Source organism: Bacillus sp. ok061 (genome assembly GCF_900108285.1).
Classification (GTDB): Bacteria; Bacillota; Bacilli; order Bacillales; family Bacillaceae_G; genus Bacillus_A; species Bacillus_A thuringiensis_S.
In genome coordinates this window covers 250,944-276,882 of sequence record NZ_FNUW01000001.1, presented here as the reverse complement: position 1 = coordinate 276,882, position 25,939 = coordinate 250,944, and the positions used below count along the sequence as shown (strand labels likewise).

The following is a 25,939-nucleotide window of genomic DNA, read 5'->3' as shown; positions in this document are numbered from 1 at the left end:
GTTCTCGCTCCAATTACAACTAAAATGAATTGAAACAGAGTTTTCAAAATTCTGTAACGTTTCTGGCAAGCACGTTACCAAAATTTGTTTTATAATTAAGTTGTAAACAGTTATAAAACAGATTGGGAGGAATTTACTATGAATAATACATATACAAATATTTTAATCGCGGTGGATGGTTCTAAAGAAGCAGAAAAAGCCTTTAAAAAAGCAATTCAAGTCGCAAAGCGCAATAATGCAACATTAACAATTGCTCATATCGTTGATGTAAAAGCGTACTCAGCAGTAGAGGCTTATAGCCGTGCAATTGCTGAACGTGCAAATCTATTTGCAGAAGACTTATTAGAAGACTACAAAAAAACTGCGCTTGAAGCTGGTCTTAAAAAAATTGAAACTGTATTAGAATTTGGTAACCCTAAATCTAAAATTTCAAAAGAAATCGCTCCAAACCATAAAGTAGATTTAATTATGTGTGGCGCGACTGGTTTAAATGCTGTTGAGCGTTTCCTAATCGGTAGCGTCTCTGAACATATTATTCGCTATGCGAAATGCGATGTCCTTGTTGTTCGTGGTGATGAGGAACAAGGTGAGCTTTAATTTATAGATAAAACACCAAGTCCACATAGGCTTGGTGTTTTTCATTTTATAAACTTCACTATAAACACAAGACATGCTACGACAACAACGGTAATTGCCAACACATAAGGCCGAAGAAACTTCAAAGACCATAATGCCATCATAATCCTCGCAACCATTAAGTACGTTTGCCTTGCACCTTCTGTCATTTTTTTACGAAGTAAGAAAACGTACAAATAGCCAATTGGCGGCGTAATAAAGCAAAGAGCGTATATGATTTTTGATTTTAAATACCACTTTTGTTCTCCAAGTTTCTTTATATCTCCTTCAATTCTCTTACTCTCTTGTTCTCTCGCTTCTTCTACAAGCTGGTCTTCCTCTTCTCCTCGCTTTTCTTTCATATAAGGAAGAAAGTGCATAAAAAAATAGTATGCGAATACGAACGCTCCAAATCCAATATTTAATATGTTCACTAAAAAAAGCAGCAGCAAGCACTAAAGACAAACAGTACGTCATCATCCAAAATGAACGTTTTCTCTTTTTCCATTCCATTTCTTTTCGAAAGCCATATAGAAATAAAGCAATCTACTACAAATAGAGCAAAAATAAATATCGCAACGTGTACTGTTTCTAAATCCTCAAATGAAAAGATATTTGGGAATGCAACGTGTAATACAATTAACGTGTACAAAATTAGCCCTATAAAATAAAGTGAAACTTTAATCAGTGGGGGGTTTTGTTCATCCCCCACTGATTATTAGTTGAACCAATCGGGCTTTTACGGGCAGTTGATCCCCACCTAACTTCTTTGCTTTCGCTAAATTTTGAGGTGGGGGTCTTACTGCCCGTTAATGCGGGATAAATACGTCTCATTTTTCATCCCTTTCTTATTTCCTAACATTACGTTAACATACATTTTTTAGAAATAGACGGACAAAATATATATGTGTAAAAAAGGAGGATGCTATATGGATGATTCTGAACGCATTATTTTAGACGTGAACGGCAAAGAAATTGAAATGCTAGATACGATTCGCACTCATTTTAAAGAGAAACATGGCGTTGAACTAAGTAACGGTGCATTACTTCGTGATTTGATGGATATTGAGTATATTCGAATTACAGAAGATCGACATAAGTATGATTAAAAGAAAAACGACTGCAGGCGAATGCCATCAGTCGTTTTTTTATTTAAGCGCCCATACCACCTGGCTCATTGCTATCCTGGTGTACAGTTAGTTTATTTGTTTTCTCATCTTTTAAAACTCTATATGTATATGATTCATTTGGTGCATCTTTAAACTGCACATTCATACCGTATGAACCAATTTTGCTATAAAAGGCTGGTTTTATGTATGCAATATCACTTTCTTTATATCCTTTATCTTGCAAATGCCACATCGTTGCGATAATCGCTTCTTCTCGCTTTTCTTTTTCACCAACATACATATATTTGTCCAAAAGAAACACTTTAGCATTTGCAATTAAGCTAATTAACAGTACAATAATAAACACTATTTTCTTCATAGACTTCCCCTAAATTGTTATTTTTCACTACATTGTAACTTAAATGCTAGTAAAAAATAAAGTACGCCAGACTTTAATAGACTGGCGTACTTCCCAACTCAATTCTTAATAACTTCTTTCGTTAACCCCTTCGCCTTTTCCAAAGCGTTTTTGATTTGTTCAAACCCTGTCCCACCAGCACTATTACGGCGCTTTACAGCCGCATATGGTGAAAGAACTTCATACAAATCTTCTTCAAATAAAGAGCTCATTTCTTTATATGTTTCAAGCGAGACATCTAATAAATAAATTCCTTTTTGTGTGCAATATAGCACTAACTTCCCAACAATTTCATGAGCTTGACGGAATGGTAGTCCTTTGTTTGCTAAATAGTCGGCAATTTCTGTTGCGTTGGAGAAATCTTGCGTCACAGCTTGCCCCATTTTTTCTTTGTTTACAGTCATCGTTTCAAGCATGCCCGCCATAATATGAAGGCATCCTTCTACTGTTTTTACTGTATCAAACATTCCTTCTTTATCTTCTTGCAAGTCTTTATTGTAAGCGAGCGGTAATCCTTTCATTACTGTAAGTAAACTGAATAAATTACCGTATACTCTGCCTGTTTTACCACGGATTAGTTCCGCCATATCCGGATTTTTCTTTTGCGGCATAATGCTGCTTCCAGTTGCGTATTGATCGCTCATTTCAATAAATTGAAACTCTTGGCTACTCCATAAAATAAGTTCTTCACAAAAGCGCGATAAGTGCATCATAAGCATAGATGAGTTACTTAAAAACTCCAGGATGAAATCACGATCACTTACTGCATCTAAACTATTTTCATATATTCCATTAAATCCAAGAAGCTCCGCACTATATTCTCGGTCAATCGGGAATGTCGTCCCAGCTAGCGCTCCTGCTCCTAATGGGGAGATATTAATACGCTTTAATGAATCTTCATAACGATTCACATCACGCTCTAACATCCAAAAGTAAGCGAGAATATGATGAGCAAATGAAATCGGCTGGGCACGTTGCAAATGCGTATAGCCAGGCATAATCGTTTCAATATTATTTTCTGCTTGATGAACAAGAACAGTTTGCAATTGCTTTGTAGCTTTTATAATATGTTCTATCTTTTCTTTTAAATACAAATGCATATCCGTTGCTACTTGATCATTACGGCTTCGGCCTGTATGAAGTTTCCCTCCTACTTCGCCAATTTGTTCAATTAGCATCTTTTCGATATTTAAATGAATATCTTCTGCTTCTACTGAAAATTGTAGCTTATTCTCTTTTGCTTCTTTCAATAAATATTGAAGACCTATCTTTATTTTCTCTGCCTCTTCTTTCGTAACGATGCCTTGCTTTGCTAGCATCGTTACGTGTGCAATACTCCCTTTTATATCTTGATTTACTAATTGTTGATCGAAGGAGATGGATGCTCCAAACTCTTCAACCCACGCTTCCGCTTCTTCCGTAAAACGTCCGCCCCAAAGTTTGCTCACGCTTCCACCTTCTTTTGATTCACTTGGCTGTATACTTTCGTCGGTAAACCAAATAATGAAATGAATCCAACTGCTGCATCATGATTAAATTCGTCCTGGGCAGTATATGTTGCTAATTTTTCATCGTATAAAGAGTATTCAGATTTACGTCCTTCTACAATCGCATGACCTTTAAATAATTTTACACGCACTGTACCTGTTACATTCTTTTGCGTTTCTTGTAAAAATGCATGAAGCGCTTGTTTTAAAGGAGAGAACCATAAACCGTTATAAATAAGTTCTGTTATTTTCTGTTCAATCACTGGTTTAAAATGCGCTACTTCTTTTACGTGTGTTAAATCTTCCAACTCTTTATGCGCAGTGATTAACGTCATTGCTGCTGGGCATTCGTATACTTCACGAGATTTAATACCGACAAGACGATTTTCTACGTGATCGATACGTCCAACGCCATGTTTTCCAGCAAGTGCATTTAACGTTTTAATTAATTCTGCAAGTGAATATGCAGTACCATTCAAAGTCGTCGGTACACCTGCTTCAAATCCGATTTCTACAAACTCTGGCTTATTCGGTGTATCTTCTAATGCTAATGTCATTTCATATGCCTCTTCTGGTGGTGCTGCCCATGGATCTTCTAAAATTCCACATTCGTTGCTGCGTCCCCATAAGTTTTGATCGATTGAAAACGGGCTATCTAAATGAATCGGAATTGGTACATCGTTTTCTTTTGCATATGCAATTTCTTCTTCACGTGACCACTTCCATTCACGTACAGGCGCAATTACTTCTAAGTAAGGATTTAATGCTTGGATAGAAACTTCAAAACGAACTTGGTCATTTCCCTTTCCTGTACATCCATGTGCAACTGCAGTTGCACCTTCTTGTTCTGCGATTTCTACTAATTTCTTCGCAATAAGCGGACGAGATAATGCAGAGACAAGAGGGTATTTCCCTTCGTATAATGTGTGTGCTTGCATCGCCATCAATGCATATTCATTCGCAAATTCTTCTTGGACATCCACCATATATGATTTAATTGCACCAACTGAAAGTGCCTTTTCTTTCACAAACCCTAAGTCTTTTCCTTCCCCTAAATCTAAACAAAGTGCGATAACATCATAATTCTTCTCTTGTAACCATTTAATTGCAACGGAAGTATCAAGACCTCCGGAATATGCTAATACAACTTTTTTCTTCTCCATTTTGCATCCCCCTAAAGAATAAATATTCATTTTCTTTTATAATAATTCATACTTTAACACCTTTTACAAAATGTATCAAGAGTCATTTTCAAATTTTTTCAAACAATTTCGTCGAACTTCTTTCTGTTTTTCTGTACAATATAAGCAGGAAAACGGGGGTGAACTTATGGAAAAGTATTTCTTATACGATAATCATCTAGGAATTGAAATTCCACATTTACAAGAAGATTGGGAAGATATCCCCGAAAAAATGCAGCATGCTATTTTACTAAAATGGGAACAAATTCGCGGGAAAATTCCTGATCGTATAAAAGAACTTGAGCACTATATTAATACAAAACAACATCATTTAAATAACGAAGAAGACTTCGAAGTTTCTTGTAAACTAAATTCAGAAATTGCCGATCTTGCTTCCATCATTAATGACCTTTGGCTTTGGTATCGACTCACTCAAAATGTATCTGAGGGGAAAGCACACCAATGAAAAAAGCATGCCCCTCAATTACTTTGGGTCATGCTTTTTTGTCGTAACATGATTTACAATATATCTCTTGTGCTGTTTTCGCCAAACACACATCAAATGGACCAACTAATATACTTCTTTCTTTCGGCAACTTTACAAAAGCAACAAGTTCTTCTTCATATTGAATTTTTTTCTGACATGAAACGCATATTAATTTTTTTCTTTTAAACATGTCTTTTAGCATATCTTTACTCTCCCCTTCATCTATCTATATTAATATACTCTCATAATAGTTAAGACTTGTAAAAAAATGACACATTTCGAATCGAATGATTCATATACTATGTACAAAAGGAGGTCTAAAGCTTATGCGTGCTTTCGTTATTATCGCTTTAACTTTTTTAAGTGTAATTAGTTGGGATGCGTTTTTTAAAGATAAAAGTGATGAAAAGAACACAACGGAATAAAACCCTTTTTTTCTTACTTATTGGACAAACCGTTACAAACTGTCCAATCCTCTGAAATAACTTAGGCTTTGCTACAAAAATATTTAAACATAACATTTTTTGTAGATTCCCTCCGTTTATTGTCGGTTTCCATCCGCATACATTTTTTAAAAGTATGATATAATAGTATAAATCTTGAAGGAAGGGATTTTGATATCATGATCGCTCGAAGGAGCATGTGGCATCGTATTGACGAATCATACACGTAGCGTATTTTTCAGCTCAGATACTTTAGTCTAGCGAAAAAAATACGAGAGTGGGGAAATTATGATTGCCCGAAGGATAATTTGGCAAAAAAAAGACTCTTCTTACACATAGCGTTTTGTTTAGGACTTAATTGTTACTAACTAAACAAAACAAAGAAGAGCAGGATTGCTAAATGACGAATCCTACTCCACGTTTTGTTTAGTCGTTTTAAGACTTAAACTAAAACGAAGGTAGGGAGAATTGATGGACGAGAGGATTATTCGTTATTTCTTCAGCGACATATAGCGTAGTTAGTTTACAACACAAAAAGGACTACTAACTACGGAAAGAAGGAATAACGATGAGGAACATCCAAAGTCGGCAAATTATTAAAGAAATTTTTATGGTTTTAATCGGTTCATTTATTTTAGCAGCAGCGCTATATCACATTCACTTCCAAAACCACTTAACAGAAGGTGGCTTTGTAGGAATTGCACTATTCATTCAAAACTTTTATGATATTTCACCATCTATTTCAACTGTATTAATGGATATCCCAATTATTTTACTGTGTGCTTCATTTTTGGGTAGAAAAATGGTTGGCTATTCATTCTTAGGTTCTATTTCATTCGGATTATTTTATTCCTTAATGGAAAATTATTCTCCATTTACGGTAGATTTATCAAATAATTTATTTATAGCTGCAATAGTTGGCGGTGCGTTAGCTGGTATTGGACTCGGTTTTATATTGCGATTTGGCGGTGCAACCGGTGGAGACGATATTTTAACAATTGTATTAAGTAAACGAACTCGTTTTACAATTGGGCAAATTTTCTTCGTCTTTGACGCGATTGTTCTTGCGCTTTCATTATATTATTTAAATTGGACAGAAATTGCTTTTACTATTCTTTCGATTGCCGTACAGGCAAAAACATTGGATTTAATTTATTATCCAAAAACAGAAAAAACAGCAGAAAAGCAGCCAGTATCTGTTCCAATGTCCAAAAAACATGCAACAAATTAAAAAAGCGAAAGGCTTCGGCCTCTCGCTTTTTTTATGCTCTTTTTTCTCTCTCGACTATATGGCGCACTTGATAAAATCTATTTGCAAATTCAGTAACGTTTCTTGTTAAACGATAGTTCACTGTAGATCCAATTGCCATTCCAATTACCGGAATACCTTGGAATAATTTACGACGAAGAGCATAAATCGAAAATGTTTTCAAAATTTGTTTTAACACAACTTCAGTAGAAGCTGTTTGTAGCACTGCTTCGTCTCCTTCATAAAAGAACGAATCTTCTTGCTCCAGCTCTTGCAATAAATTGTACCATGCGTATTGCTGAAGTCTTCCTGGTAGTAATGACGCATGAAACACCTTTAACGCAAGCATCATTTCATAAGGCTTGTTCACATCATGCCCAAATGATGTTGCAATAAGTTGGACTGCCTTCACATTTAACGCGATCATAACCGGAAAATCTGCCGTTAATAATAATAAACCTCCAGCACCTGTCGCCCCGCCTTGCACAAACGAATATAGACGATGACGTGCTGTTTGCTGCTCTGCTATGTATGTTAACTGATCAATAGATAATGCTTTCAAATCTTCAAGCTGTTCAATCGATTCATCAAATAATCTCGATGTTCCTAAAATCCGATTACGTGCATCTAACTGTGCTTGTGAACTTTGAATAAATGCATGCAAATGAAAGAGCCATCCATCTGCTTTCGTGAAGAATTCTTTTCGCTTTTTCTCAGGTAATTTCGCAACTGTAGTATGTAACCATTTATCAAACACTTTTTGAAAATCGGTCGCTTCTTGCTCAACTAATTGCGCTTCCCATTCTTTTATATTGTCTAAAATGGCTTGTTCTCGCTTCGATCGCATCGTAACAACCACCTCGTTCGATTTTTTTCTATTGTAACATATTTCTGCTTATTCTTTACAAATATGCTTGTATATCTCTTTTTATATACCCTTTATGAGTGACATAAAATAATAGCAAAAAGGATGAGATGCTTCACATGAATCTATCCAATCTAAAACAAAATTATAACGCAGAATTCAGCTTAGGAAAAAACTGCTGGCCTACTTGGGCATTATATCAATTAGAATTATCACCATTTTTTGGTGTTATTGATTTTATGCTAAGTCCTTCATTAGCGAAAGTAAATTTATTATTCCAAAATCGATTTGACCGCTTTTTAAATTAAGAAAATTTATCCTTCATCTCATTTTGGGATGATGATGCAAAATTAAGATGAAGGGACAACCTTTATGAAATTGACTCCTGTCATGACTTTAAAACAGATGTAAACACACCAACTACTTGGCCTTCTTATACAGAAATTAAGTTAAACTACGAACATGGAACTAATCGTTTTCTAACTACAATTGAAACGGCAGAATCCATATTATTTATTCGAACTGGAGGAACATACGAAGAATCATGTTCCCTAGAACAAATTTTATCTCAAATAATTACACATACATTCTCTGTCCTGTTACTAATTCCTGCCGATATACCAACTATCACTCAAGAAGATTGGGGATTACAACATACTTGCGTTATGAAATGTCCTATTATGGATGTATACCAATACAATGAAGCATTTTGGAAAGACTTATTTGATGGAATTACAGTTAGACCGCACACTTAAATACACGATACTTTTATCACACCATATATTATAATCGTCCTTATACAAAACAAATAAGGAGTGATTCTATTATGTATCCACGTGCAAAAGCTTTCGGTCTTGCTGTACATCAAGATCGCCTTCTCGTACAAGAATATTATACAGAAGGCGAAACATATTATCGTCCTCTTGGCGGTTCCATTGAACTTGGTGAAAAATCAGCACATACTGTTATTCGGGAGTTTAAAGAAGAGCTTCATACGGAGATAGAAATCACCAATTATTTAGGTTGCTTAGAAAATGTCTTTCATCTAGATGGGGGCATTGGTCATGAAATCATTCAACTATATTCTTTGCGTTTATTAGACACCTCACTATATGAAATGGAAATATTAAATATACAAGATGAGCAAGCAGTAACGTATGCGAAATGGATTCCTATTAAGGCATTCATTCAGAAAGAAAAAATATTATATCCGGATGGAATTTTAAAATACATCCAAAAGAAAAAAGACGAAATCCTATAGGATCTCGTCTTTCTTTTTATATATTAACCAATATCTCCAAGACGTAGTACGTCACGAGCGATCATAACTTCTTCGTCAGTTGGAATTACGATAATTTTTACTGGAGAGTGTGGGAAGCTGATGAATGCTTCTTCACCGAATACGTTATTACGTTTTACATCGAAGTATACGCCCATGTACTCAAGGCCTTCTAATACGCGCTCACGAATAATCGCACTGTTTTCACCTACACCAGCTGTAAAGATGATTGCGTCGACACCTTTCATACGAGCTGTGTAAGAACCGATGTATTTGTGGATACGGCTTACGAATACATCAAGTGCTACTTTCGCACGGTGGTCGCCTTCTTCTTCTTTCGCAATGATGTCACGTAGGTCACTAGAGTAACCAGTAAGACCTAACATACCACTCTTCTTGTTTAATACGTTAACTACTTCTTCTACTGTTTGGCCTGTTTTTTCCATGATGTATGGAATTAACGCAGGGTCAAGGTTACCAGAACGTGTACCCATTGTTACACCAGCAAGTGGAGTGAAGCCCATAGAAGTATCGATAGATTTACCGCCTTCTACTGCTGCGATACTTGCACCGTTACCTAAGTGACAAGAAAGTAAGCTTAAGCTTTCAAGTGGACGACCTAGTAATTCAGCCGCACGCTCAGTTACGTATTTATGAGAAGTTCCGTGGAAACCGTATTTACGGATGCCAAATTTCTCATAGTACTCATATGGCAAGCTGTATAGGAATGCAGATTCCGGCATTGTTTGGTGGAATGCTGTATCGAATACTGCTACTGCTGGTACGTTTGGTAATACTTCTTGGAATGCTTTAATACCAACAATGTTTGCTGGGTTGTGAAGTGGTGCTAAATCGCTTAATTCTTCGATATCAGCTAATACTTCATCAGTAATTAGAACAGAGTCAGCAAATTTTTCGCCGCCGTGAACAACACGGTGACCGATACCGCCAATCTCATCTAGAGACTTAACGATTCCGTTTTCAGTTAATTTTTTTAGAAGCATATTAACTGCTACTGCGTGATCTGGAATGTTTGTAATTTCTTTTTGTTTTTCGCCATCTACAGTAATAGTGAAGATACTATCTTCTAAACCGATACGTTCTACTAAACCTTTTGTTAATACTGTTTCACTTGGCATTTCAAATAATTGGAATTTTAAGGAAGAGCTTCCTGCGTTAATCGCGATGATTTTTGACATCTAGTCTTTCGCCCCTTTTTCTCTTGGTAGTTGTGTGGATGTTTCCACAAACCGCTCGATTTTATCTAATCAAATTTACTAAATATGAAAACGTTTCATCATTAGCAAATTTTATACTCACGATTTTAATTTAAACATCGTCCGACATATATTTCAAGTGAAAAAATTGTAACACCAAGAAAAAATATATATTACAGATTTCAAAAAAATTCAGTTAAATCTAGTATATATTTAAAAATATGACATATTATATAAAACTGTACTACATGAATCACTAACTCTGTTACATATACCCAACTTTATTTATGTGTTGCAAACCAAGTATTTAATTGATCCATAATGTTCTCCATCGCCTTCATGTTAGAGAATTTAGGCAACTCCACTAATAACGCCTGTTTTGGCATTGTTACATTAGAGCCTTTCTTTTGGAGAACAAATATACTTTTTGCATTTTTCTCGTTTTTAAACATGGAAACAGGAAGCTGTAATAACCCTTGAATAAAGCATGTTTCTTTAATAAATGCATGTAATTTTGGTGCTTGGTCACTTTCAAAAATGAAGTTTGGTACTAAGAAGAATAAGTACCCGCCCTCTTTCGTATGTTTCACACTTTGTTCAATAAATAAGTGATGAGCATACGACATTCCTTCATCTGCTTTTAATTTATATTCACTTGCACCGATTTCGTTTGGATAGTAACCAATCGGTAAATCTGAAACGACTGCATCAACTGGATCGATATAAAGTGGTGCTAGTCCATCTTGATGGAAGAATTCGATTGCATGCTTTTGTAAATTTGCATTTACTAAAGCAAGTTTAATTAGCACTTCATCCACTTCTACACCAAATCCACTCATTGTTAGTCCTTCTTTGGCGCTATTAAACACTGTAGTCATTAAATTTCCTGTTCCAATTGCAGGATCTAAAACTGTAATTTCGTTTTGACCTTGCATAAATTTATGGAATAAGTAACTCATGAACATTCCAACTGCATCAGGCGTCATTTCATGATTGGCTTGTACGCCTTCTTTCATTCCTTTTAAGATGGCTAACTGAAATGCTTTACGAATTTCTTCACCTTTATATGTTTCTTCATTAAACGTACTATATTCACGATTCAGCCTTTCAATTGCTGATTCGGATAATTCCTCTTGTAAAATCGCTCCCTCAAACAAGTTATCACCTGTTTCTACAAGCGCCTCCAAATATGTCACATCTAATTCTTTACGTAAAACTACCGCAGAAGAATCAAAAATAGAAAATAATGTTTCTACTGTCTGACTCACGTACATTCCTCCTTCTCTCTTTTACACATAACTCATATCATACCACAAAGTGATTTTTTCCAAAAAGAAAAAGCGACCTCCTGTAAAGAGCTCCCTCTCAAGTTATATATGATATAACGTTTTTTCTCATATATCGGCACCGTTACGCAGCGATATATGAGAAAAAACGACCTCTTTATAAGAGGTCATTTCCTTCACATTACTTTGCAGATTTAGCTGCTTCTAATGCTGCTTCATAGTTTGGATGGCTTGTACCTTCGCCTACGTATTCTACGTAAACTACTTTGTCATTGCTATCTACTACGAATACTGCACGAGCAAGTAAACGAAGTTCTTTCATTACTAAGCCGTAAGCTTCACCGAATGAAAGGTCACGGTGGTCAGAAAGTGTAACAACATTTTCTAAACCGTTTGCTGCACACCAGCGTTTTTGAGCGAATGGTAAATCAGCGCTAATTGTTAATACTTTCGCGTTTTCAATACCTGCTGCATCTTGGTTAAAACGACGTGTTTGTGCATCACACACACCCGTGTCGATTGAAGGTACAACACTAATTAATTTTACTTCGCCTTTGTATGTTTCTAAACTTACTGGAGATAAGTCGTTTGCTAATACTTGGAAGTTTGGCGCTTGATCGCCAACTTTAACTTCTGTTCCAACTAAAGTCATTGGATTACCTTTAAAAGTTACGTTTGCCACTTGAAAATCCTCCCTTATTTAAACAAAATATGTACAATGTAAATGATAGTTTGTCCCTATCGATAATGCAAATAAAATCGCTTTATTTACAAAAAAATAAAAGAAGCTAACCTATTGATTAGCTTCTTTATTCGTTAAATTTGAAATTCAGGATCATCTTCTTTTCGTTTATCCATCATTTCTTTCACTTTATCAACAGCTTGTGGCGCTAATTCAATTATTTTATCGATGACATGCGTTTGCTTATCTAAATGTAATACTTTCACACCATCTCCATTTATTACAAGAAAAGCAACAGGATTAATAGAAACTCCTCCACCACTTCCCCCGCCAAATGGATGACGGCCTGAATGTTCTACTTTACCAAATTCACTTCCACCAGCGGCGAATCCGAAACTAACTTTCGAAACGGTAAGAATTACACTTCCATCTGCCGCTTTAATCGGATCACCAACAATTGTATTTACATCAGTCATTTGTTTTAAATGCTGCATTGCGGTTGTCATTAAACCTTGAATTGGATGGTCCACTTTATATCCCCCCTATGCTTGAACTGATTTTTCATTCGTACCAGATCTTTGTCTTCTCATAAACGTGAGTAATTTGATACCCGTTTTTATAGCACGAAATATACGAAAAGATGCTGTTAACTCGCATCTCGATGCAAATCCCTTCCCTTGAAAAACAGGAGTAATTTCAAATTCTGGTACATCGACAATATGCATATATTGTCCGACAACTCCAGCAGCCATTCCTTTTGTCCCCCATGCATATCCAGTGACAATTCCAGTACTAGCTGCGTCGCCTGCTCCAATTTGCGTATGCCATCTCCAACCATTGATTTTCACTCGTTTGAGAAAATCTTTAACGATAGTATGAACTTTTTGAAGCCTTTTTATCAGTTCCCCAATACTGTCAAGTTGCGCCATAATTTTATTATCTAGTCCGCCGTCCTCTTCAGCTTTTTCGATTTTCTGTCCTGTCTTTTTCTGCTGTTTTTCAATTCTTTCCAACACATCAAATGTATATCGAATCATCCATATTTTCACTTGAAATAAACATTGCTTTTCCATTTCTGAATATAAAAATGTCACCTTAAGCGATATTTTCGACAATAGTATAAGCAAAATAAAAAGGAGAAGAATTATTATTCCAATTACGAGCCACTTCATACGTATCATCCTTTCACTCCGTACCCATTATCGACAAGTTTATTCATCGTTAAACAGAGTTTTATAAGATTGAATATAAAAATTTTTCTAAAAATAAAAAGGTATTTTGACAATTTGTATCGAAATATATTATTTGAACATATCATCAGGGAACGGACTCTAATGATATGTAGCACGAAAAACAGAAAATTCAACTGCAGTGGAGGGATACATAATGGCAGATCGTCGCAATTTATTTTTCTTTTATGGTGATGACAAGGCAACGTTCGTTGAAAAAATGAAACCAATCTATAGTATTTTAGAAGAGAATGGATTTACCATATTAGATCATTCAAAAAATGCAAACGCTATCGTCAGTGTTGGAGATGATGCAACCTTCTTACAAGCCGTTCGTAAAACTGGTTTTAGAGAAGATTGCTTATACGCAGGGATTTCTACGAAAGATGAAACTTCGTTCTACTGCGATTTTCACATTGATCACATTGATACAGCCCTTCAAGAAATTACAAAAAATGAAATTGAAGTGCGCAAATATCCAACAATTCAGGTAGATGTAGATCATGGTACATCTTTCTATTGTTTAAATGAGTTCTCATTACGTTCTAGCATTATTAAAACATTCGTTGTAGATGTTTACGTTGATGATTTATACTTCGAAACATTTAGAGGGGATGGTTTAGTTGTTTCTACCCCAACTGGAAGTACAGCTTACAATAAATCATTGCATGGTGCAGTTGTTGACCCGCTTATCCCATGTTTCCAAGTAAGCGAACTAGCATCATTAAATAACAACACTTACCGTACGCTCGGTTCACCGTTCATTTTAAATCACGAACGTACATTAACTTTAAAACTACGACCAGACGGTAACGATTATCCTGTTATCGGCATGGATAACGAAGCGCTTAGCATTAAACAAGTGGAAAAAGCTGTTGTACGCTTAAGCTATAAACAAATTAAAACAGTTAAATTAAAAAACAACTCTTTCTGGGAAAAAGTACAAAGAACGTTTTTATAGAATTAAAATAACCGCAGAATTATGGCATCCCATAATTCTGCGGTTATTTATTTCTCTAACTATTAGTTGCTATTTTTGTCGGTAAGTCGATATATTTCAATAATCGCTCATATATTTTTACATACCTTTTCTATAGACAACTTGGCCATCTATTACGGTCATTTCTGCTTGTACTTCTTTCATTTCTTCTGCCTCAATTTCAAAAATATTACGGTCTAATATCGTAAAGTCTGCTTCATATCCTTTTGTAATTTGCCCTCGCTTCGCTTCTTTTCCGATTGCATAGGCACTTCCTGTTGTAAATAGAGAAACAGCCTCATATACCGTTAATCTTTCCTCAGGCATATAGCATACATCGTCAATAAAACTTCTGCGTGTAACAGCGCTATATATGCCTAAAAACGGATTCACTTGTTCAATTGGTGCGTCAGACCCACCGTTGCAGCGTAATCCTGCTTCCAGTAACGTCTTCCAAGCGTACGCATAACGAAGACGACGCTCGCCTAGTTTTTCAATGACTGACGGGAAATCTGAGGAAAGAAAGACTGGCTGTATATCGATAATAGCCGACAAGTTTTTCATTCTTTCAATCAACTCTTCACGAGCAAGCTGACAATGAATAATACGGTCACGTAACCCTTCTGCTGGTGGATATAATTCGAGTGCATCAATGACATATTCAAGCGATAAGTCACCGATAGTATGAATCGCAACTGGCATATGTAAGTCTCGTGCTTTCTTCACTAATTCTGCAAGTTCTTCACTTGAGAAAATTGCAACCCCATTCGTTTCCTTCGCATCTTCATACGGTTCACTTAATAATGCTGTTCTTCCGCCAAAAGAACCGTCAGAAAAAATTTTCATTGCCCCAAATTCAATATAATGTTCATTTTCATATTCTTTTCGTTCATGTGCTACTTCATGGTGAACGAGCAAATGGGCTTTAAATGGCATTTCTTTTATAACGTGAGAAAACGCATTATATGTTTTTCTAAAACCACCATAATAATTTAAATCTTCCGTATGCCCGCCAACAAGTCCGTATTTCCAGCAATCTTTAATCGCTGTTTGCAGAGCTCTTTGTAAATAAGCTTCATCAATTTCTGGCTGAACATGTTTAATTAATTCTTGCCCTTGTTCATATAAAAGCCCTGTTAACTTATTTGATGAATCCCTACCAATTTTCCCGCCTTTTGGATCTTCTGTCGCTTCTGTTATATTCGCTTCTTGCAGTATGTATGAATTCACCCATGTAACGTGACGACAAACTCGCTTTAATAAAATGGGATGTTCTTTCGAAATTTCATCTAAATCACGCGCAAGAACATCTTTCGTATCTGTAAAGTTATTTTCATTCCATCCTTCTCCAATAATCCAAGAGCCCTTTGGAGCTTCTTCCACTCGCTTCTGAACAAGAGTAAGCACTTCACCATAAGATGTACAATTTGATAAATCTAGACGGAGTAATCTCTCTCCATGCCCAATAAGATGCATATGACTATCAACGAGACCTGGGATCATTGTTTTGCCTTTTAAATCGTGCAATGTAACCGCGGCATATTGGTTTTCTAACTCTTCTTTACTTCCAACATCAATGATCGTACCGTTTTCAACGTAAACAGCGTCCACTTTTTCATTTTCTTCTCTCATTGTGTAAATGGTGCCGCCATACCAAATTTCTCCCATATATCCCATCTCCTTTATTTTTTATTGTATAAAAAAAAGCACCATTTCAAAACATGGTGCTTTTCTAAAAATTACTTTTGTTCAGTAGTAGACGTTGTAACTTGCCATTCAATATTAAATTTATCTTTTACTTGTCCGTATGCTGGGCTCCAGAATGTTTCTTGAAGTGGCATGATAACTTCTCCACCTTCTTGTAACTTATCGAATACTTCTTTTGCTTTTTCTGCATTACTAATTTGAATTGCGATTGTTACTTGAGATCCGATTGCATGCCCTTGACCTGGGAATGTATCAGAAATCATAAGATCCGTATTACCAACTTTTAAAGTAGCGTGTAAAACGCGCTCTTTCGCTTCAGCTGGAATCGGGTATTCTGGATTTTCAGGCATGTCACCAAAAGTTTGCATGACTTCTACTTTTGCATCTAAAGCCTCTTTATAAAACTGTACAGCTTCTTGCCCACTACCATCTAAAACTAAGTACGGATTAATACCTAAAATCATACGGACACCTCTTTTTTAAGTTTTTAAAATCGAACTTGTGTTCGTTTTCATATTATCATTGTTTTGCATTTCATTCAACTATTTACTTCACTGTTTGCAAAATTATTTTGACGGAATCTCCATCTCTTGTTTTCTAAGTTCAATACGGCGAATTTTTCCAGAAATCGTTTTTGGTAGTTCATCTACAAATTCAATTTTGCGAGGGTATTTATATGGTGCAGTGAGTTCTTTGACGTGTTGTTGGAGTGTTGGAATTAACGTTTCTTCGTTCTTTTCTATATTCTCTCTTAATACGATAAATGCCTTCACGACACTTCCGCGAATTTCATCAGGACTTGCGACAACCGCACATTCTCTTACGTAAGGATGTTTTACAAGCGCATCCTCTACTTCAAACGGCCCGATTGTATAACCAGAGCTAATAATGATATCATCACCGCGCCCTTCAAACCAGAAGTAACCGTCTTCATCTTTCTTCGCTTTATCACCTGTAATATAATAATCACCGCGGAATTGCATCGCTGTACGCTCATCGTCTTTATAATATTGTTTAAAGAGTGCTGGCGTTTCAATGTGAACTGCAATATCACCAACTTCGCCTACTTTAACTGGAATACCTTCCTCATTTACGATATCGACGTGGTTACCTGGCGTTGGTTTCCCCATTGATCCTGGTCTAATATCCATCCCTTTCATTACACCAACAAGTAGTGTATTTTCCGTTTGCCCATAGCCGTCTCTTACTGTAATATGAAAGTGCTTTTGGAACGTTCCAATGACTTCTCTATTTAACGGCTCACCTGCGGATACAGCGCTATGTAATGCCTCTAAATTGTACTGGCTTAAATCTTCTACCTTTGCCATTAATCTATACTCAGTCGGTGTACAACAAAGCACATTCACCTTATTATCGTCTAATAAATTTAAATACGTTTTCGGTTCAAACTTACCGTTGTACACAAATCCTGTTGCCCCTGAACCGAGAGTTGCTAAAAACGGGCTCCAAATCCACTTTTGCCACCCTGGACTAGCCGTTGCCCATACAACATCATTCTCTTCAATTCCGAGCCAATTTGGGGCGCTTGTACGTAAATGAGCGTATGCCCACGCGTGCGTATGAACGACACCTTTCGGGTTTCCTGTCGTCCCTGACGTGTAAGATAAAAAGACCATATCTTCTTTATCTGTTTTCGCCATTTCTAACATGTCACTTTCTGTTTCTAATGCTGTTTTTAAATTGATCCATCCGTCTACTGACTGCTCGCTCAGGACGAATTTTTGAAGAGATTCCATTGCTTCTATATCATCAAACTGTCCAATGTACGGCTCATAGCTTACTATGGCTTTTACTTCTCCGTGTTCAATGCGGTATTCGATATCTTTTTTACGCAACATTTCCGAACTCGGAATTACGACAAATCCCGCTTTAATCGCAGCGATATACGTCATGTAAGCTTCAATTAAACGTGGCATCATAATAAGGAGCTTGTCCCCTTTTTGTAAGCCACTTTTTATAAAAGCGTTTCCAATTTTGTTCGCACCTTGCATTAATTCAAAATATGTAACTTCTCGTCTATTCCCTTTATCATCTTGCCAAATTAAAGCAAGCTTCTCTTTATCATCTGTATATTTCTCTATTTCTGAAACTAAATTATAAGATGGTGGTGCCAACAATTCCTCTCTCTTCATAAACATCCTCCTTTTTCTTTATGCCTCCCTTATATAATAAAGAATTTTCAGTAAATTTTGAACCCTCTTCTTTTGACAATTTTTTTATGCTTTTGTCGAAATAAATTTATACTAATATGAACAACAAAAAGAAAGAGCGGGAAAACCCGCTCTTTCTAAGCCATCGTATATGGGATTATTTTTGGTAACCGCCTAATTGTTGCTCAGCTAGTGAAACTAGACGTTTTGTAATTTCGCCACCAACAGAACCGTTAGCGCGAGATGTTGCATCCGCTCCAAGTTGAACACCAAACTCTTGAGCGATTTCGTATTTCATTTGGTCTAATGCTGATTCAGCACCAGGAACCGCTAATTTATTTGTGCTACGTGCCATGTTATATCACCTCCTTGTGAGTATAGAGTGTGATAAATAACATGACTTCATACACATTTTAGATATGGTAATTTATGGTTTTAGAAAAGTTCTTCGAATTTTTCTTCTTCCGCCACTACTTCAACTGTTTGTAATACCATTGTTTCTTTGTTCGCTACAGCTTCTTCGATTAACGGTGTGAAATCGTATTTCGCTTCAAATCGATTTGCTTTTTCACGCTTCGGCTTCGTCGCCGGGCTAGCTGGTGTGAATACTGTACAGCAATCTTCGTATGGACGAATTGAAATATCATACGTGCCGATTTCTTCAGCAATTTTAATAATTTCTAATTTATCCATCGTAATAAGCGGACGAATAACTGGGTAGTTTGTTACTTCGTTAATCGTATGCATACTATCTAATGTTTGGCTTGCTACTTGTCCAAGACTTTCACCAGTCGTAATTGCAAGTGCATTACGCTCCTCAGCAATCTGCTCTGTAATACGCATCATCATACGGCGCATAACCGTCATTGAATAGCTAGATGGGATTTCTTTATTAATCGTTTTTTGCACTTCTGTAAACGGAACAAGGTGCAGCGTTACACGTTTACAGTATTTCGTTAACCCTTGTGCTAAATCAATTACTTTTTGTTTTGCACGCTCACTTGTGAAAGGTGGGCTATGGAAGTGAACTGCTTCCACAGATACGCCGCGTTTCATCGTTAAGTACGCTGCTACCGGGCTATCAATACCACCAGAAAGAAGTACCATTACTTTTCCACCAACGCCAACTGGTAAACCGCCAGCTCCCATGTGCTCACCACACATAATATAACTGTAACCACTGCGAATTTCTATACGTACATTCACATCTGGATTATGAACATCTACTGTGATATCCTCTGTATTTTCTAAAATGTGCCCACCGATTTCTGGAAGTAACTCCATCGTCTTCATTGGGAAGCGCTTATCAGAACGGTGCACTGTAATTTTAAATGTTTTCACATCATCTTTTACTTGTAAGAAAGCTGCTAATGCACCTTTTTTAATGTCTTCTAATTCTGATGGTACTTTCATCGCTAAGTTAAACTTATGAATACCAAATACGTCTTTCAATCTTTCAGAGATTGCCTCATGATCTTCACCGTTTAACTGGATGTACATACGGTCATGCGTTGCATCAATTTTAATATTTGGGAACTTTTTCAGTTTGAACTTCACGTTATCTTTTAATGTGCTTACAAATTTAGAACGGTTCTTACCTTTTGTCGTCATTTCTCCGTAACGCACTAAAATATATTCATATGTCATCATATTTCTTTACCTCATCACTTCATATAATTTTGGCATTGTCTCTTTTACAATACCTTCAAATTGTTTTACTTCTTCCATCGTGTTGTCTGGTGCCAAACTAATACGAATAGCGCTTGCAGCTGCTGCATGCGGCACTCCCATCGACACTAACACTCTGCTTACTTCATTTGCTTTTGAAGAACAAGCTGATTTCGTTGACACATATACACCGTGTTCTTCTAAAGCATGAACGACTACTTCTGGTTTTAAACCAACAAATGATACATTTAAAATATGCGGTGCTGCATATGCAAGCGATGTATTAATCGTCACATCTTCCATCCCTTTAAAGAAGCTGACAAGCTCCGCTTGTAAACCTTGCAAATGAGCTACCTTCTCTTTCACTTGTTCCATTGTCATGCGAAGTGCTTTCACCATCGCTACAATGCCAGGTAAATTCTCTGTACCAGAGCGATACTTAAGCTCTTGTTGACCACCTGATAAAATCGGATCTAATCTTACGCCATCACGTATATAAAGAAGACCCGTTCCTTTTACACTGTGGAATTTATGTCCAGATATTGAGCAAAGATCAATATGAGAAGCATATAAATCAAGCGGTACTTTTCCTATCCCTTGTACATGATCTACATGGAATCTTATTTTCGGATGATTCGATAATAACGTTCCAATTTCAGCAACGGGCTGAATTGCTCCAGTTTCGTTGTTCACATGAATAATTGATACAAGAATCGTATCTTCACGAATTGCTCGTTTTACATCCTCTACCGATACAACACCGTGCTCGTTAACCGGTAAATATGTTACATCAAATCCGAGTTCTTCTAATTGCTTATATGCCTCAAACACAGACGCGTGTTCAATATTTGTTGTAATGATATGTTTGCCGCGCGAACGATTCCTCATTGCTATCCCTTTAATCGCAAGGTTGTTTCCTTCCGTTCCACCTGATGTGAAAATAATTTCAGAAGGTTTAACGTGAAGAAGCTGCGCTGCAATCGTTCTTGATTGTGTTAATAGACGCTCTGCCTCTCCTCCAAGCGAATGAATAGAAGAAGGATTACCAAAATATTTCCCAGCAACCGTCACGTACGATTGAAGGGCTTCTGGATATGGCTTCGTCGTCGCACTATTATCAAAATAGATCATGGTTCTTCCCCTTTCAGCGCTATCACATCATATAATCATATCATAAATACGTGTCATTACGCTAAGACTACGCAAAGGTTCCGTTTTATCCCGATTAGTGAATAATAATAATTAGTGAGATCCCCCCACTGATTACAGTTTCACTTTATTTTGAAACGAATAACCTTGCTGTATTCCGCTATTCATTATAGCAACATCGCCTGCAAAATTACACAAAAAAACAAACCCTTTATGAAAGGGTTTGTTCATTGTCTACATATTCAGCTATTTTTTGAACAACACCAGGTTCAAGTTGCTCTAGTACAGAAGCGGCTTGTTCTAAAGCTGCATCGTATTGATATTCACGGAATAATTTCTCCGCATAATTTAAGCTTTCTGCAAGGCTCTCATCATGACTGCGGTAACGGTTACCGTATTGAATTAATTTTTCAACTAAATACGCTTGTCCAATTAACTCTTCTGTCATTTCAGCTACACCGTTCACAGTTGTGTATGCTTCTTCTAAACTGCTATTTACAGCGTTCATATTTAACGGCTTCACTTCTAATTGTTCATATACAGCTCGCATTGCCATTTGCCCTCTTTTTAAATCTTCCATAATACTCTCTGGAAGACCTGGCAAATTCGACTTTTGCATAAAGCGTTTCGTTTCGAAAATAGTATTTCGCATTTCTTGTAACTTCTCACGCGCTTCAAATTCTTCTTTACGCATCGTTTGCAGCATTTCTTTATATTCTGCATGAAGTACTTTTAACGTTTCACATTGCTCATAAACCTCTTCTAGTTCCTCACGAATAATAGAGAAGGCAATATCTTGTTCAGCAACGCGTAATTGTAGCATTTCAAAACGTTTCGTTAAAATGTGCATTTGCTTTTCAATTACTTTTTGAGATTCAATATCCTTATCTTGCAATTGATAGCTTTGTTTCACAAGTTGTGTTTCTGTTTTCGTTTCAATCGTTTCGATACGTATTTCTTCTAAGTCTTCATAAACAGAAAGTGTTTTTTGCTCCACATAATGTCTCGCATGCACCTCTTGCTCAAGTTGATCATAGAAACCATCTAAACGAGTTTTTAAGTCTTCCACTTTTTCAGCCGCTTCTGTTATATGAAGCTCCTGTATATCCATTAAACATGTGTTTAGTTGTGTCGTCATATCACGAACTTCTTTAGGGATTTCCAAATACTCTAATACATAACCTTGTCTTACCATATCATTATGACCCTGTAATAAATCTTCCAGTTGAACTGGTAGCGTCGCTTGACACTCTACTAATAAATCTGGAATTTGGTGAATAATGATTTCTAAACTTGCTAAACCTTCTTCTAAACTAATAACAATTTCTCTCGCTTTTAAGTAGTCACCATTATCTGTTGCTTCTTCAAAGCTTTTAAATTTATTAGATTCAGCGTCTAGCATCTCTTCGATTTTCTGCTCTGCTGCTCCATACATATGTCTATGAGCAAGAACACTCTTTTTCATACTACGATATGTATCACGTAACCCTTCAATTTCCGAGCTATTTTTCTCATGGCTTTCTAACAATTGCTGTAATTCATTTAAAACACCTGTAATACGATTATCAGCGTCATCTAAACCACTTATGGATTCGTTCATCGCATGCTTTGCTTTTCGGAAGGAGAATTGCGAGGCGAATTTTCGCGCTTGCGCTAAATCTTTGTCCGCTTTCGGAAGGGTTGTTGATACAATTTCATCCCATTCTTCACGCCATTTACCAAACAGTTCTTCTGTTTGACCCGTCATGTTTAAATCTTTTACCCGTTTTAGTTCATCTGCCACAGGTTTATCTTTTATCTCTTGTTTCCACTGCTCCAGTGCTTCAATATCTTTATATGAACGATTTCTTATCACAAGCTCTATCATGAGCAGCACTAGAATAGAGCTTACTACAATGATAACGATCGTCAGGATAGAATCCATGCAAAAAAGCCTCCTAGTTATATCTCTTTTTTTGTCCGTTCCGTTTATGAAATGGAAGGCATTATGTATAAAAAGGGAATTCCCCTATATTTAACAACTAACAATGTACTAATCATACCATGTAATGGCTTGTTTTTGACCTAGTTTTTTTTAAAATTTCATGTTTCTTTCAATGCGATTGTAATCTTTCTCAATATTCCGCCTACCTCAATACCTATCCTCAAATGATTGTAATAACAAACAATCTTTCGTATGAGATACGAAATAAATTTTCCGCATGAGTGGTGGTTCAACAGAAATTACATGTACATTTCCCTGCCTTACAGACTGCTCTACTGCCCTTTCTGGAAGTAACGTGATACCAAGTCCAGCTTTTACCATTGTAAGCATCGGTTCTGCGTAAGATGTTTCCACAGCTATAGTTGGCTTTACACCTATCTCATGAAACATGTTCATAATCATTTTCCTTACATCGCATATTTCTGGATATACAATTAATTTTTCATTTTGCAGCTCTTCTATTTGAATGACTTTCTTCTCTTTATACGGATGATTATTTGAAACGGCACAAACAATTTTCTCTTGTTGCACTTCTTTTATATACGTAGCACCTTCTACTACTGAATCAATGAACATCGCGTCAATCTCCCGCGCTTTAAATAAATCTCTTAATACTTCCGTATGTCCAATTTGCCACTCTACTTCGAACTCATCACCTAATACATCTTTACATTTTAATATGTAATGCTCTGCTAAACTCGGTAGTATACCAATTGAAAACTTTCGGTTCTCTTGATACCCCCTCATTTCTGTTTTCACTTCATTTATTTGTTCCAAAATCGGTAGCATTCTTTTTATAAATAACTCTCCTGCCTCCGTTAACTCCACTCCTTGCGCAGAACGCTTAAGTAAAGTAACCTCTAAATCCGCTTCTAACTTTTGAATTTGCTTACTAAGCGCTGGTTGAGATATATGTAAAATCTTACTTGCCTTTGATAAACTTCGCGTATGCTTCACTTCGATAAACGATCGTACTGCCTCCAAATCCATCGTACACACCTCTAACAAAAAGTTATAACCGTTATAAGAAATCGATATTTCCTCCTATAAACAATTACTCTTTATACTTATTTCATCAACTTACTATAACGAAATGTAAAGGGGAAAGATACTCTTGAACAAAAAACAAATGCTACTCGGATCCTTTCTATGCTTACTCGCCGTAACTGCCTGGGGATTTATGTTTCCTGTAATGGCAAATGCCCTGCAATTTATCGATCCGTTCTTCTTCACAACGATTCGCTATGGATCAGCAGCTATTATTTTTCTTATTTTGCTATTAATTACTGAAGGGAAGACTTCACTCCGCTTAGAAAAAAGAACACTTTCTCTGTTCTTTTACGGGACAGTCGGTTTCGCAGGATATGGTTTTCTCGTTTTCTACGGACAACAACTTGCTGGACCTTCCGGAGCAATTCATGCAGCTATGATTCAGTCTCTTATGCCACTGATCGCCTTATCACTGCAATGGGTAACGAAAAATCGTCGCCCACAAAACTACACGTTTCTTTGTATGTTCGTTGCATTATTCGGTGTTATGCTTGTCATTTCAAAAGGAAGCATTCACTTATTATTTGGAGCTGCAAGTAACTTATCGACAAATATATTAATGCTATGCGGCGTTACTTGCTGGGTCATTTATACAAACGGAGGTGCTCGTTTTCAATCCTGGTCACCACTTAGGTACACGACATTAACTTGTTTATTTGGCTCCATTTCACTCATCGTTATTGTTACTTTCTTAACGTACACAAATATAGTTACTATGCCGTCACTGCGTAAAGTTGTGAGCGTTCGTTTTGAGCTCTTTTATATGTCGATTATCGCAGGAGTTATCGCTGTATTTTGCTGGAATATGGGAAATCGCTATATTTCATCTATTAACGGCATATTATTTATGAATTTAGTTCCTATTCTTGCACTGATCGGTTCTATCTTTCGAGGTTATACAGTCGATAAAATTGAAATCGCTGGAGCAACGTTAACAATTATCGCGCTATTATGTAACAATTTATGGCAAAGAAAAATAAACATAAAACTCCCCACCTCAGTTCGTTAGGTGGGGATTCTTCACATATGAACAGCTCTTGGCCATTCATGGTACATATTCGCTTTACATAATGCTTGTTCCATCCATTGCTCAATCTCTTTCGTGTACATTTCTATGAAAAATGTCTCAGACGGGAAAGAATGCAGTACTTCTGATATATATTGTGGATATAAAAACGGCATATTTATCATGCCTTTTAATTGCGTCATAAACATTGTAAATGATACTTTCTGAAATTCTTGTTTTATTTGTCCTTGCCTAATAATTTGCTCTATATAATATCTTTCTTTAGAAAAATAAACGGTCATCACTTCACGAATTAATGTCGTATCAAGCGAAAGCTCTCGGTAGAAGAAACGTGTTAGTTCTCTATTTTCAAATTGATATCGTAACATCCCACGCACCATTTGCACCATCACATCTTTAGCCGACAAATACTCTCTCTGTTCAAACGAAATTTCAATCACATGAATATACCCTTCTAAAAAATCAGTAATAAGCTGTTCTAATAAACCTTGCTTCCCAGCAAAATAATATGAAATATTCGCTACATTCACATCCGCTCGCTTTGCAATGTCTCGCACCGACGTTCCATCATAACCTTTTGTATTAAACAACGATATTGCCGCATCAATTACTTTTTGTTTCGTCTGCTTCATGCGCTCACTTCCTCTCAATGAACAG

Annotated in this window: 26 protein-coding genes and 2 pseudogenes; 8 read left to right on the top strand and 20 right to left on the bottom strand. The window is 36.5% G+C overall.

Features of this window, described 5'->3' with window-relative positions; translation table 11 throughout:
- The first annotated feature begins 138 nt into the window (after positions 1–138).
- Complete coding sequence (locus C4S65_RS01610) at positions 139–597, top strand: universal stress protein (RefSeq protein WP_098838545.1); 459 nt, start codon at positions 139–141, stop codon at positions 595–597.
- A 41-nt stretch (positions 598–638) separates the two neighbouring features.
- On the opposite strand, the pseudogene C4S65_RS01605 reads toward C4S65_RS01610, so the two are convergent.
- Positions 639–1,300 (bottom strand): annotated as a pseudogene (locus tag C4S65_RS01605) (hypothetical protein).
- Positions 1,301–1,544: 244 nt separating this feature from the next.
- Here C4S65_RS01605 and C4S65_RS01600 point away from each other — a divergent pair.
- Positions 1,545–1,724 (top strand): hypothetical protein, encoded by a 180-nt coding sequence (locus C4S65_RS01600; RefSeq protein WP_000342760.1) that lies wholly within the window; start codon positions 1,545–1,547, stop codon positions 1,722–1,724.
- Positions 1,725–1,767: 43 nt separating this feature from the next.
- Here the strand turns inward: C4S65_RS01600 and C4S65_RS01595 are convergent, their stop codons facing one another.
- The 3 genes from C4S65_RS01595 to C4S65_RS01585 all read right to left on the bottom strand — a co-directional run bounded on the left by C4S65_RS01595 (position 1,768) and on the right by C4S65_RS01585 (position 4,792).
- Positions 1,768–2,103: a DUF3139 domain-containing protein gene (locus C4S65_RS01595; protein ID WP_086405836.1), complete on the bottom strand. Its 336-nt coding sequence runs from the start codon at positions 2,101–2,103 to the stop codon at positions 1,768–1,770.
- Between the two features lie 98 nt (positions 2,104–2,201).
- On the bottom strand, positions 2,202–3,590 hold the full coding sequence (argH, locus tag C4S65_RS01590) for an argininosuccinate lyase (RefSeq protein ID WP_061666057.1): 1,389 nt from the start codon (positions 3,588–3,590) through the stop codon (positions 2,202–2,204).
- Positions 3,587–4,792 (bottom strand): argininosuccinate synthase, encoded by a 1,206-nt coding sequence (locus tag C4S65_RS01585; RefSeq protein WP_000412339.1) that lies wholly within the window; start codon positions 4,790–4,792, stop codon positions 3,587–3,589. Before C4S65_RS01585 ends, argH begins: the two co-directional genes overlap by 4 nt.
- Positions 4,793–4,958: 166 nt before the next feature.
- Here C4S65_RS01585 and C4S65_RS01580 point away from each other — a divergent pair, with 166 nt between their 5' ends.
- The gene (locus tag C4S65_RS01580) at positions 4,959–5,276 is read left to right on the top strand and encodes a hypothetical protein (protein WP_000417222.1); all 318 of its coding nucleotides are present in this window, start codon (positions 4,959–4,961) and stop codon (positions 5,274–5,276) included.
- Positions 5,277–5,304: 28 nt separating this feature from the next.
- Here the strand turns inward: C4S65_RS01580 and C4S65_RS01575 are convergent, their stop codons facing one another.
- Complete coding sequence (locus tag C4S65_RS01575) at positions 5,305–5,499, bottom strand: hypothetical protein (protein ID WP_000910294.1); 195 nt, start codon at positions 5,497–5,499, stop codon at positions 5,305–5,307.
- An 809-nt stretch (positions 5,500–6,308) separates the two neighbouring features.
- Between C4S65_RS01575 and C4S65_RS01560 the strand changes: the two genes are divergently transcribed.
- Positions 6,309–6,971, top strand: coding sequence for a YitT family protein (locus tag C4S65_RS01560; RefSeq protein ID WP_001244514.1), 663 nt, complete (start codon positions 6,309–6,311; stop codon positions 6,969–6,971).
- Positions 6,972–7,002: 31 nt separating this feature from the next.
- Here the strand turns inward: C4S65_RS01560 and C4S65_RS01555 are convergent, their stop codons facing one another.
- Complete coding sequence (locus C4S65_RS01555) at positions 7,003–7,836, bottom strand: EcsC family protein (RefSeq protein WP_061666056.1); 834 nt, start codon at positions 7,834–7,836, stop codon at positions 7,003–7,005.
- A 137-nt stretch (positions 7,837–7,973) separates the two neighbouring features.
- Between C4S65_RS01555 and C4S65_RS34885 the strand changes: the two are divergent.
- Positions 7,974–8,609 (top strand): annotated as a pseudogene (locus tag C4S65_RS34885) (DUF1796 family putative cysteine peptidase).
- A 71-nt stretch (positions 8,610–8,680) separates the two neighbouring features.
- Positions 8,681–9,115 (top strand): NUDIX hydrolase, encoded by a 435-nt coding sequence (locus tag C4S65_RS01545; protein ID WP_000283505.1) that lies wholly within the window; start codon positions 8,681–8,683, stop codon positions 9,113–9,115.
- A 23-nt stretch (positions 9,116–9,138) separates the two neighbouring features.
- On the opposite strand, the gene ackA is transcribed toward C4S65_RS01545, so the two are convergent.
- The 5 genes from ackA to C4S65_RS01520 form a co-directional block, all read right to left on the bottom strand.
- Complete coding sequence (gene ackA, locus C4S65_RS01540; protein ID WP_000034570.1) at positions 9,139–10,332, bottom strand: acetate kinase; 1,194 nt, start codon at positions 10,330–10,332, stop codon at positions 9,139–9,141.
- 299 nt (positions 10,333–10,631) lie between these two features.
- The gene (locus C4S65_RS01535; RefSeq protein WP_000084365.1) at positions 10,632–11,618 is read right to left on the bottom strand and encodes a class I SAM-dependent methyltransferase; all 987 of its coding nucleotides are present in this window, start codon (positions 11,616–11,618) and stop codon (positions 10,632–10,634) included.
- 199 nt (positions 11,619–11,817) lie between these two features.
- A complete protein-coding gene (tpx, locus tag C4S65_RS01530) occupies positions 11,818–12,318 on the bottom strand; it encodes a thiol peroxidase (protein ID WP_000024527.1) in 501 nt (166 codons plus the stop codon).
- A 134-nt stretch (positions 12,319–12,452) separates the two neighbouring features.
- Positions 12,453–12,848 carry a GerW family sporulation protein gene (gene ytfJ / locus C4S65_RS01525; RefSeq protein ID WP_000350003.1) on the bottom strand — a complete coding sequence of 132 codons (396 nt, stop codon included), beginning with the start codon at positions 12,846–12,848 and terminating at the stop codon, positions 12,453–12,455.
- Between the two features lie 12 nt (positions 12,849–12,860).
- Positions 12,861–13,499: a DUF2953 domain-containing protein gene (locus tag C4S65_RS01520; protein WP_042972715.1), complete on the bottom strand. Its 639-nt coding sequence runs from the start codon at positions 13,497–13,499 to the stop codon at positions 12,861–12,863.
- 205 nt (positions 13,500–13,704) lie between these two features.
- Between C4S65_RS01520 and C4S65_RS01515 the strand changes: the two genes are divergently transcribed.
- Positions 13,705–14,508 carry an NAD kinase gene (locus C4S65_RS01515; RefSeq protein ID WP_103945112.1) on the top strand — a complete coding sequence of 268 codons (804 nt, stop codon included), beginning with the start codon at positions 13,705–13,707 and terminating at the stop codon, positions 14,506–14,508.
- 117 nt (positions 14,509–14,625) lie between these two features.
- Here the strand turns inward: C4S65_RS01515 and C4S65_RS01510 are convergent, their stop codons facing one another.
- The 8 genes from C4S65_RS01510 to C4S65_RS01475 form a co-directional block, all read right to left on the bottom strand.
- Positions 14,626–16,194 (bottom strand): amidohydrolase, encoded by a 1,569-nt coding sequence (locus C4S65_RS01510; RefSeq protein WP_086405834.1) that lies wholly within the window; start codon positions 16,192–16,194, stop codon positions 14,626–14,628.
- 71 nt (positions 16,195–16,265) lie between these two features.
- Positions 16,266–16,697 (bottom strand): VOC family protein, encoded by a 432-nt coding sequence (locus C4S65_RS01505; RefSeq protein ID WP_000600350.1) that lies wholly within the window; start codon positions 16,695–16,697, stop codon positions 16,266–16,268.
- A 102-nt stretch (positions 16,698–16,799) separates the two neighbouring features.
- Positions 16,800–18,386, bottom strand: coding sequence for an acyl--CoA ligase (locus tag C4S65_RS01500; RefSeq protein WP_086405833.1), 1,587 nt, complete (start codon positions 18,384–18,386; stop codon positions 16,800–16,802).
- 175 nt (positions 18,387–18,561) lie between these two features.
- A complete protein-coding gene (locus tag C4S65_RS01495; RefSeq protein ID WP_000124491.1) occupies positions 18,562–18,759 on the bottom strand; it encodes an alpha/beta-type small acid-soluble spore protein in 198 nt (65 codons plus the stop codon).
- A gap of 80 nt (positions 18,760–18,839) precedes the next feature.
- Positions 18,840–20,054, bottom strand: coding sequence for a tRNA uracil 4-sulfurtransferase ThiI (gene thiI, locus C4S65_RS01490; protein ID WP_000989272.1), 1,215 nt, complete (start codon positions 20,052–20,054; stop codon positions 18,840–18,842).
- A gap of 6 nt (positions 20,055–20,060) precedes the next feature.
- Positions 20,061–21,203 (bottom strand): cysteine desulfurase family protein, encoded by a 1,143-nt coding sequence (locus C4S65_RS01485; protein ID WP_086405832.1) that lies wholly within the window; start codon positions 21,201–21,203, stop codon positions 20,061–20,063.
- A 229-nt stretch (positions 21,204–21,432) separates the two neighbouring features.
- Positions 21,433–23,145: a septation ring formation regulator EzrA gene (gene ezrA / locus C4S65_RS01480; RefSeq protein ID WP_061666054.1), complete on the bottom strand. Its 1,713-nt coding sequence runs from the start codon at positions 23,143–23,145 to the stop codon at positions 21,433–21,435.
- A 207-nt stretch (positions 23,146–23,352) separates the two neighbouring features.
- Positions 23,353–24,195, bottom strand: coding sequence for a LysR family transcriptional regulator (locus C4S65_RS01475; protein ID WP_142391519.1), 843 nt, complete (start codon positions 24,193–24,195; stop codon positions 23,353–23,355).
- Positions 24,196–24,319: 124 nt separating this feature from the next.
- On the opposite strand from C4S65_RS01475, the gene C4S65_RS01470 reads away from it, so the two are divergent.
- The gene (locus C4S65_RS01470) at positions 24,320–25,264 is read left to right on the top strand and encodes a DMT family transporter (RefSeq protein ID WP_086405831.1); all 945 of its coding nucleotides are present in this window, start codon (positions 24,320–24,322) and stop codon (positions 25,262–25,264) included.
- 11 nt (positions 25,265–25,275) lie between these two features.
- Here C4S65_RS01470 and refZ read toward each other — a convergent pair whose 3' ends face one another.
- Positions 25,276–25,914, bottom strand: a complete 639-nt coding sequence (refZ, locus tag C4S65_RS01465; RefSeq protein ID WP_000814913.1) for a forespore capture DNA-binding protein RefZ — start codon at positions 25,912–25,914, stop codon at positions 25,276–25,278.
- Positions 25,915–25,939 lie beyond the last annotated feature (25 nt).

Coding starts and splice junctions, on each gene's coding strand:
- C4S65_RS01505 (WP_000600350.1), bottom strand. CDS start 16,697: ATGATTTTAGGTATTAATCCGTACTTAGTTTTAGATGGTAGTGGGCAA.
- C4S65_RS01545 (WP_000283505.1), top strand. CDS start 8,681: ATGTATCCACGTGCAAAAGCTTTCGGTCTTGCTGTACATCAAGATCGC.
- C4S65_RS01560 (WP_001244514.1), top strand. CDS start 6,309: ATGAGGAACATCCAAAGTCGGCAAATTATTAAAGAAATTTTTATGGTT.
- C4S65_RS01500 (WP_086405833.1), bottom strand. CDS start 18,386: ATGAAGAGAGAGGAATTGTTGGCACCACCATCTTATAATTTAGTTTCA.
- C4S65_RS01600 (WP_000342760.1), top strand. CDS start 1,545: ATGGATGATTCTGAACGCATTATTTTAGACGTGAACGGCAAAGAAATT.
- ezrA (WP_061666054.1), bottom strand. CDS start 23,145: ATGGATTCTATCCTGACGATCGTTATCATTGTAGTAAGCTCTATTCTA.
- C4S65_RS01595 (WP_086405836.1), bottom strand. CDS start 2,103: ATGAAGAAAATAGTGTTTATTATTGTACTGTTAATTAGCTTAATTGCA.
- C4S65_RS01485 (WP_086405832.1), bottom strand. CDS start 21,203: ATGATCTATTTTGATAATAGTGCGACGACGAAGCCATATCCAGAAGCC.
- C4S65_RS01610 (WP_098838545.1), top strand. CDS start 139: ATGAATAATACATATACAAATATTTTAATCGCGGTGGATGGTTCTAAA.
- C4S65_RS01510 (WP_086405834.1), bottom strand. CDS start 16,194: ATGGGAGAAATTTGGTATGGCGGCACCATTTACACAATGAGAGAAGAA.
- C4S65_RS01555 (WP_061666056.1), bottom strand. CDS start 7,836: ATGCGATCGAAGCGAGAACAAGCCATTTTAGACAATATAAAAGAATGG.
- C4S65_RS01580 (WP_000417222.1), top strand. CDS start 4,959: ATGGAAAAGTATTTCTTATACGATAATCATCTAGGAATTGAAATTCCA.
- C4S65_RS01495 (WP_000124491.1), bottom strand. CDS start 18,759: ATGGCACGTAGCACAAATAAATTAGCGGTTCCTGGTGCTGAATCAGCA.
- C4S65_RS01585 (WP_000412339.1), bottom strand. CDS start 4,792: ATGGAGAAGAAAAAAGTTGTATTAGCATATTCCGGAGGTCTTGATACT.
- C4S65_RS01475 (WP_142391519.1), bottom strand. CDS start 24,195: ATGGATTTGGAGGCAGTACGATCGTTTATCGAAGTGAAGCATACGCGA.
- refZ (WP_000814913.1), bottom strand. CDS start 25,914: ATGAAGCAGACGAAACAAAAAGTAATTGATGCGGCAATATCGTTGTTT.
- C4S65_RS01520 (WP_042972715.1), bottom strand. CDS start 13,499: ATGATACGTATGAAGTGGCTCGTAATTGGAATAATAATTCTTCTCCTT.
- ackA (WP_000034570.1), bottom strand. CDS start 10,332: ATGTCAAAAATCATCGCGATTAACGCAGGAAGCTCTTCCTTAAAATTC.
- thiI (WP_000989272.1), bottom strand. CDS start 20,054: ATGATGACATATGAATATATTTTAGTGCGTTACGGAGAAATGACGACA.
- C4S65_RS01515 (WP_103945112.1), top strand. CDS start 13,705: ATGGCAGATCGTCGCAATTTATTTTTCTTTTATGGTGATGACAAGGCA.
- C4S65_RS01575 (WP_000910294.1), bottom strand. CDS start 5,499: ATGCTAAAAGACATGTTTAAAAGAAAAAAATTAATATGCGTTTCATGT.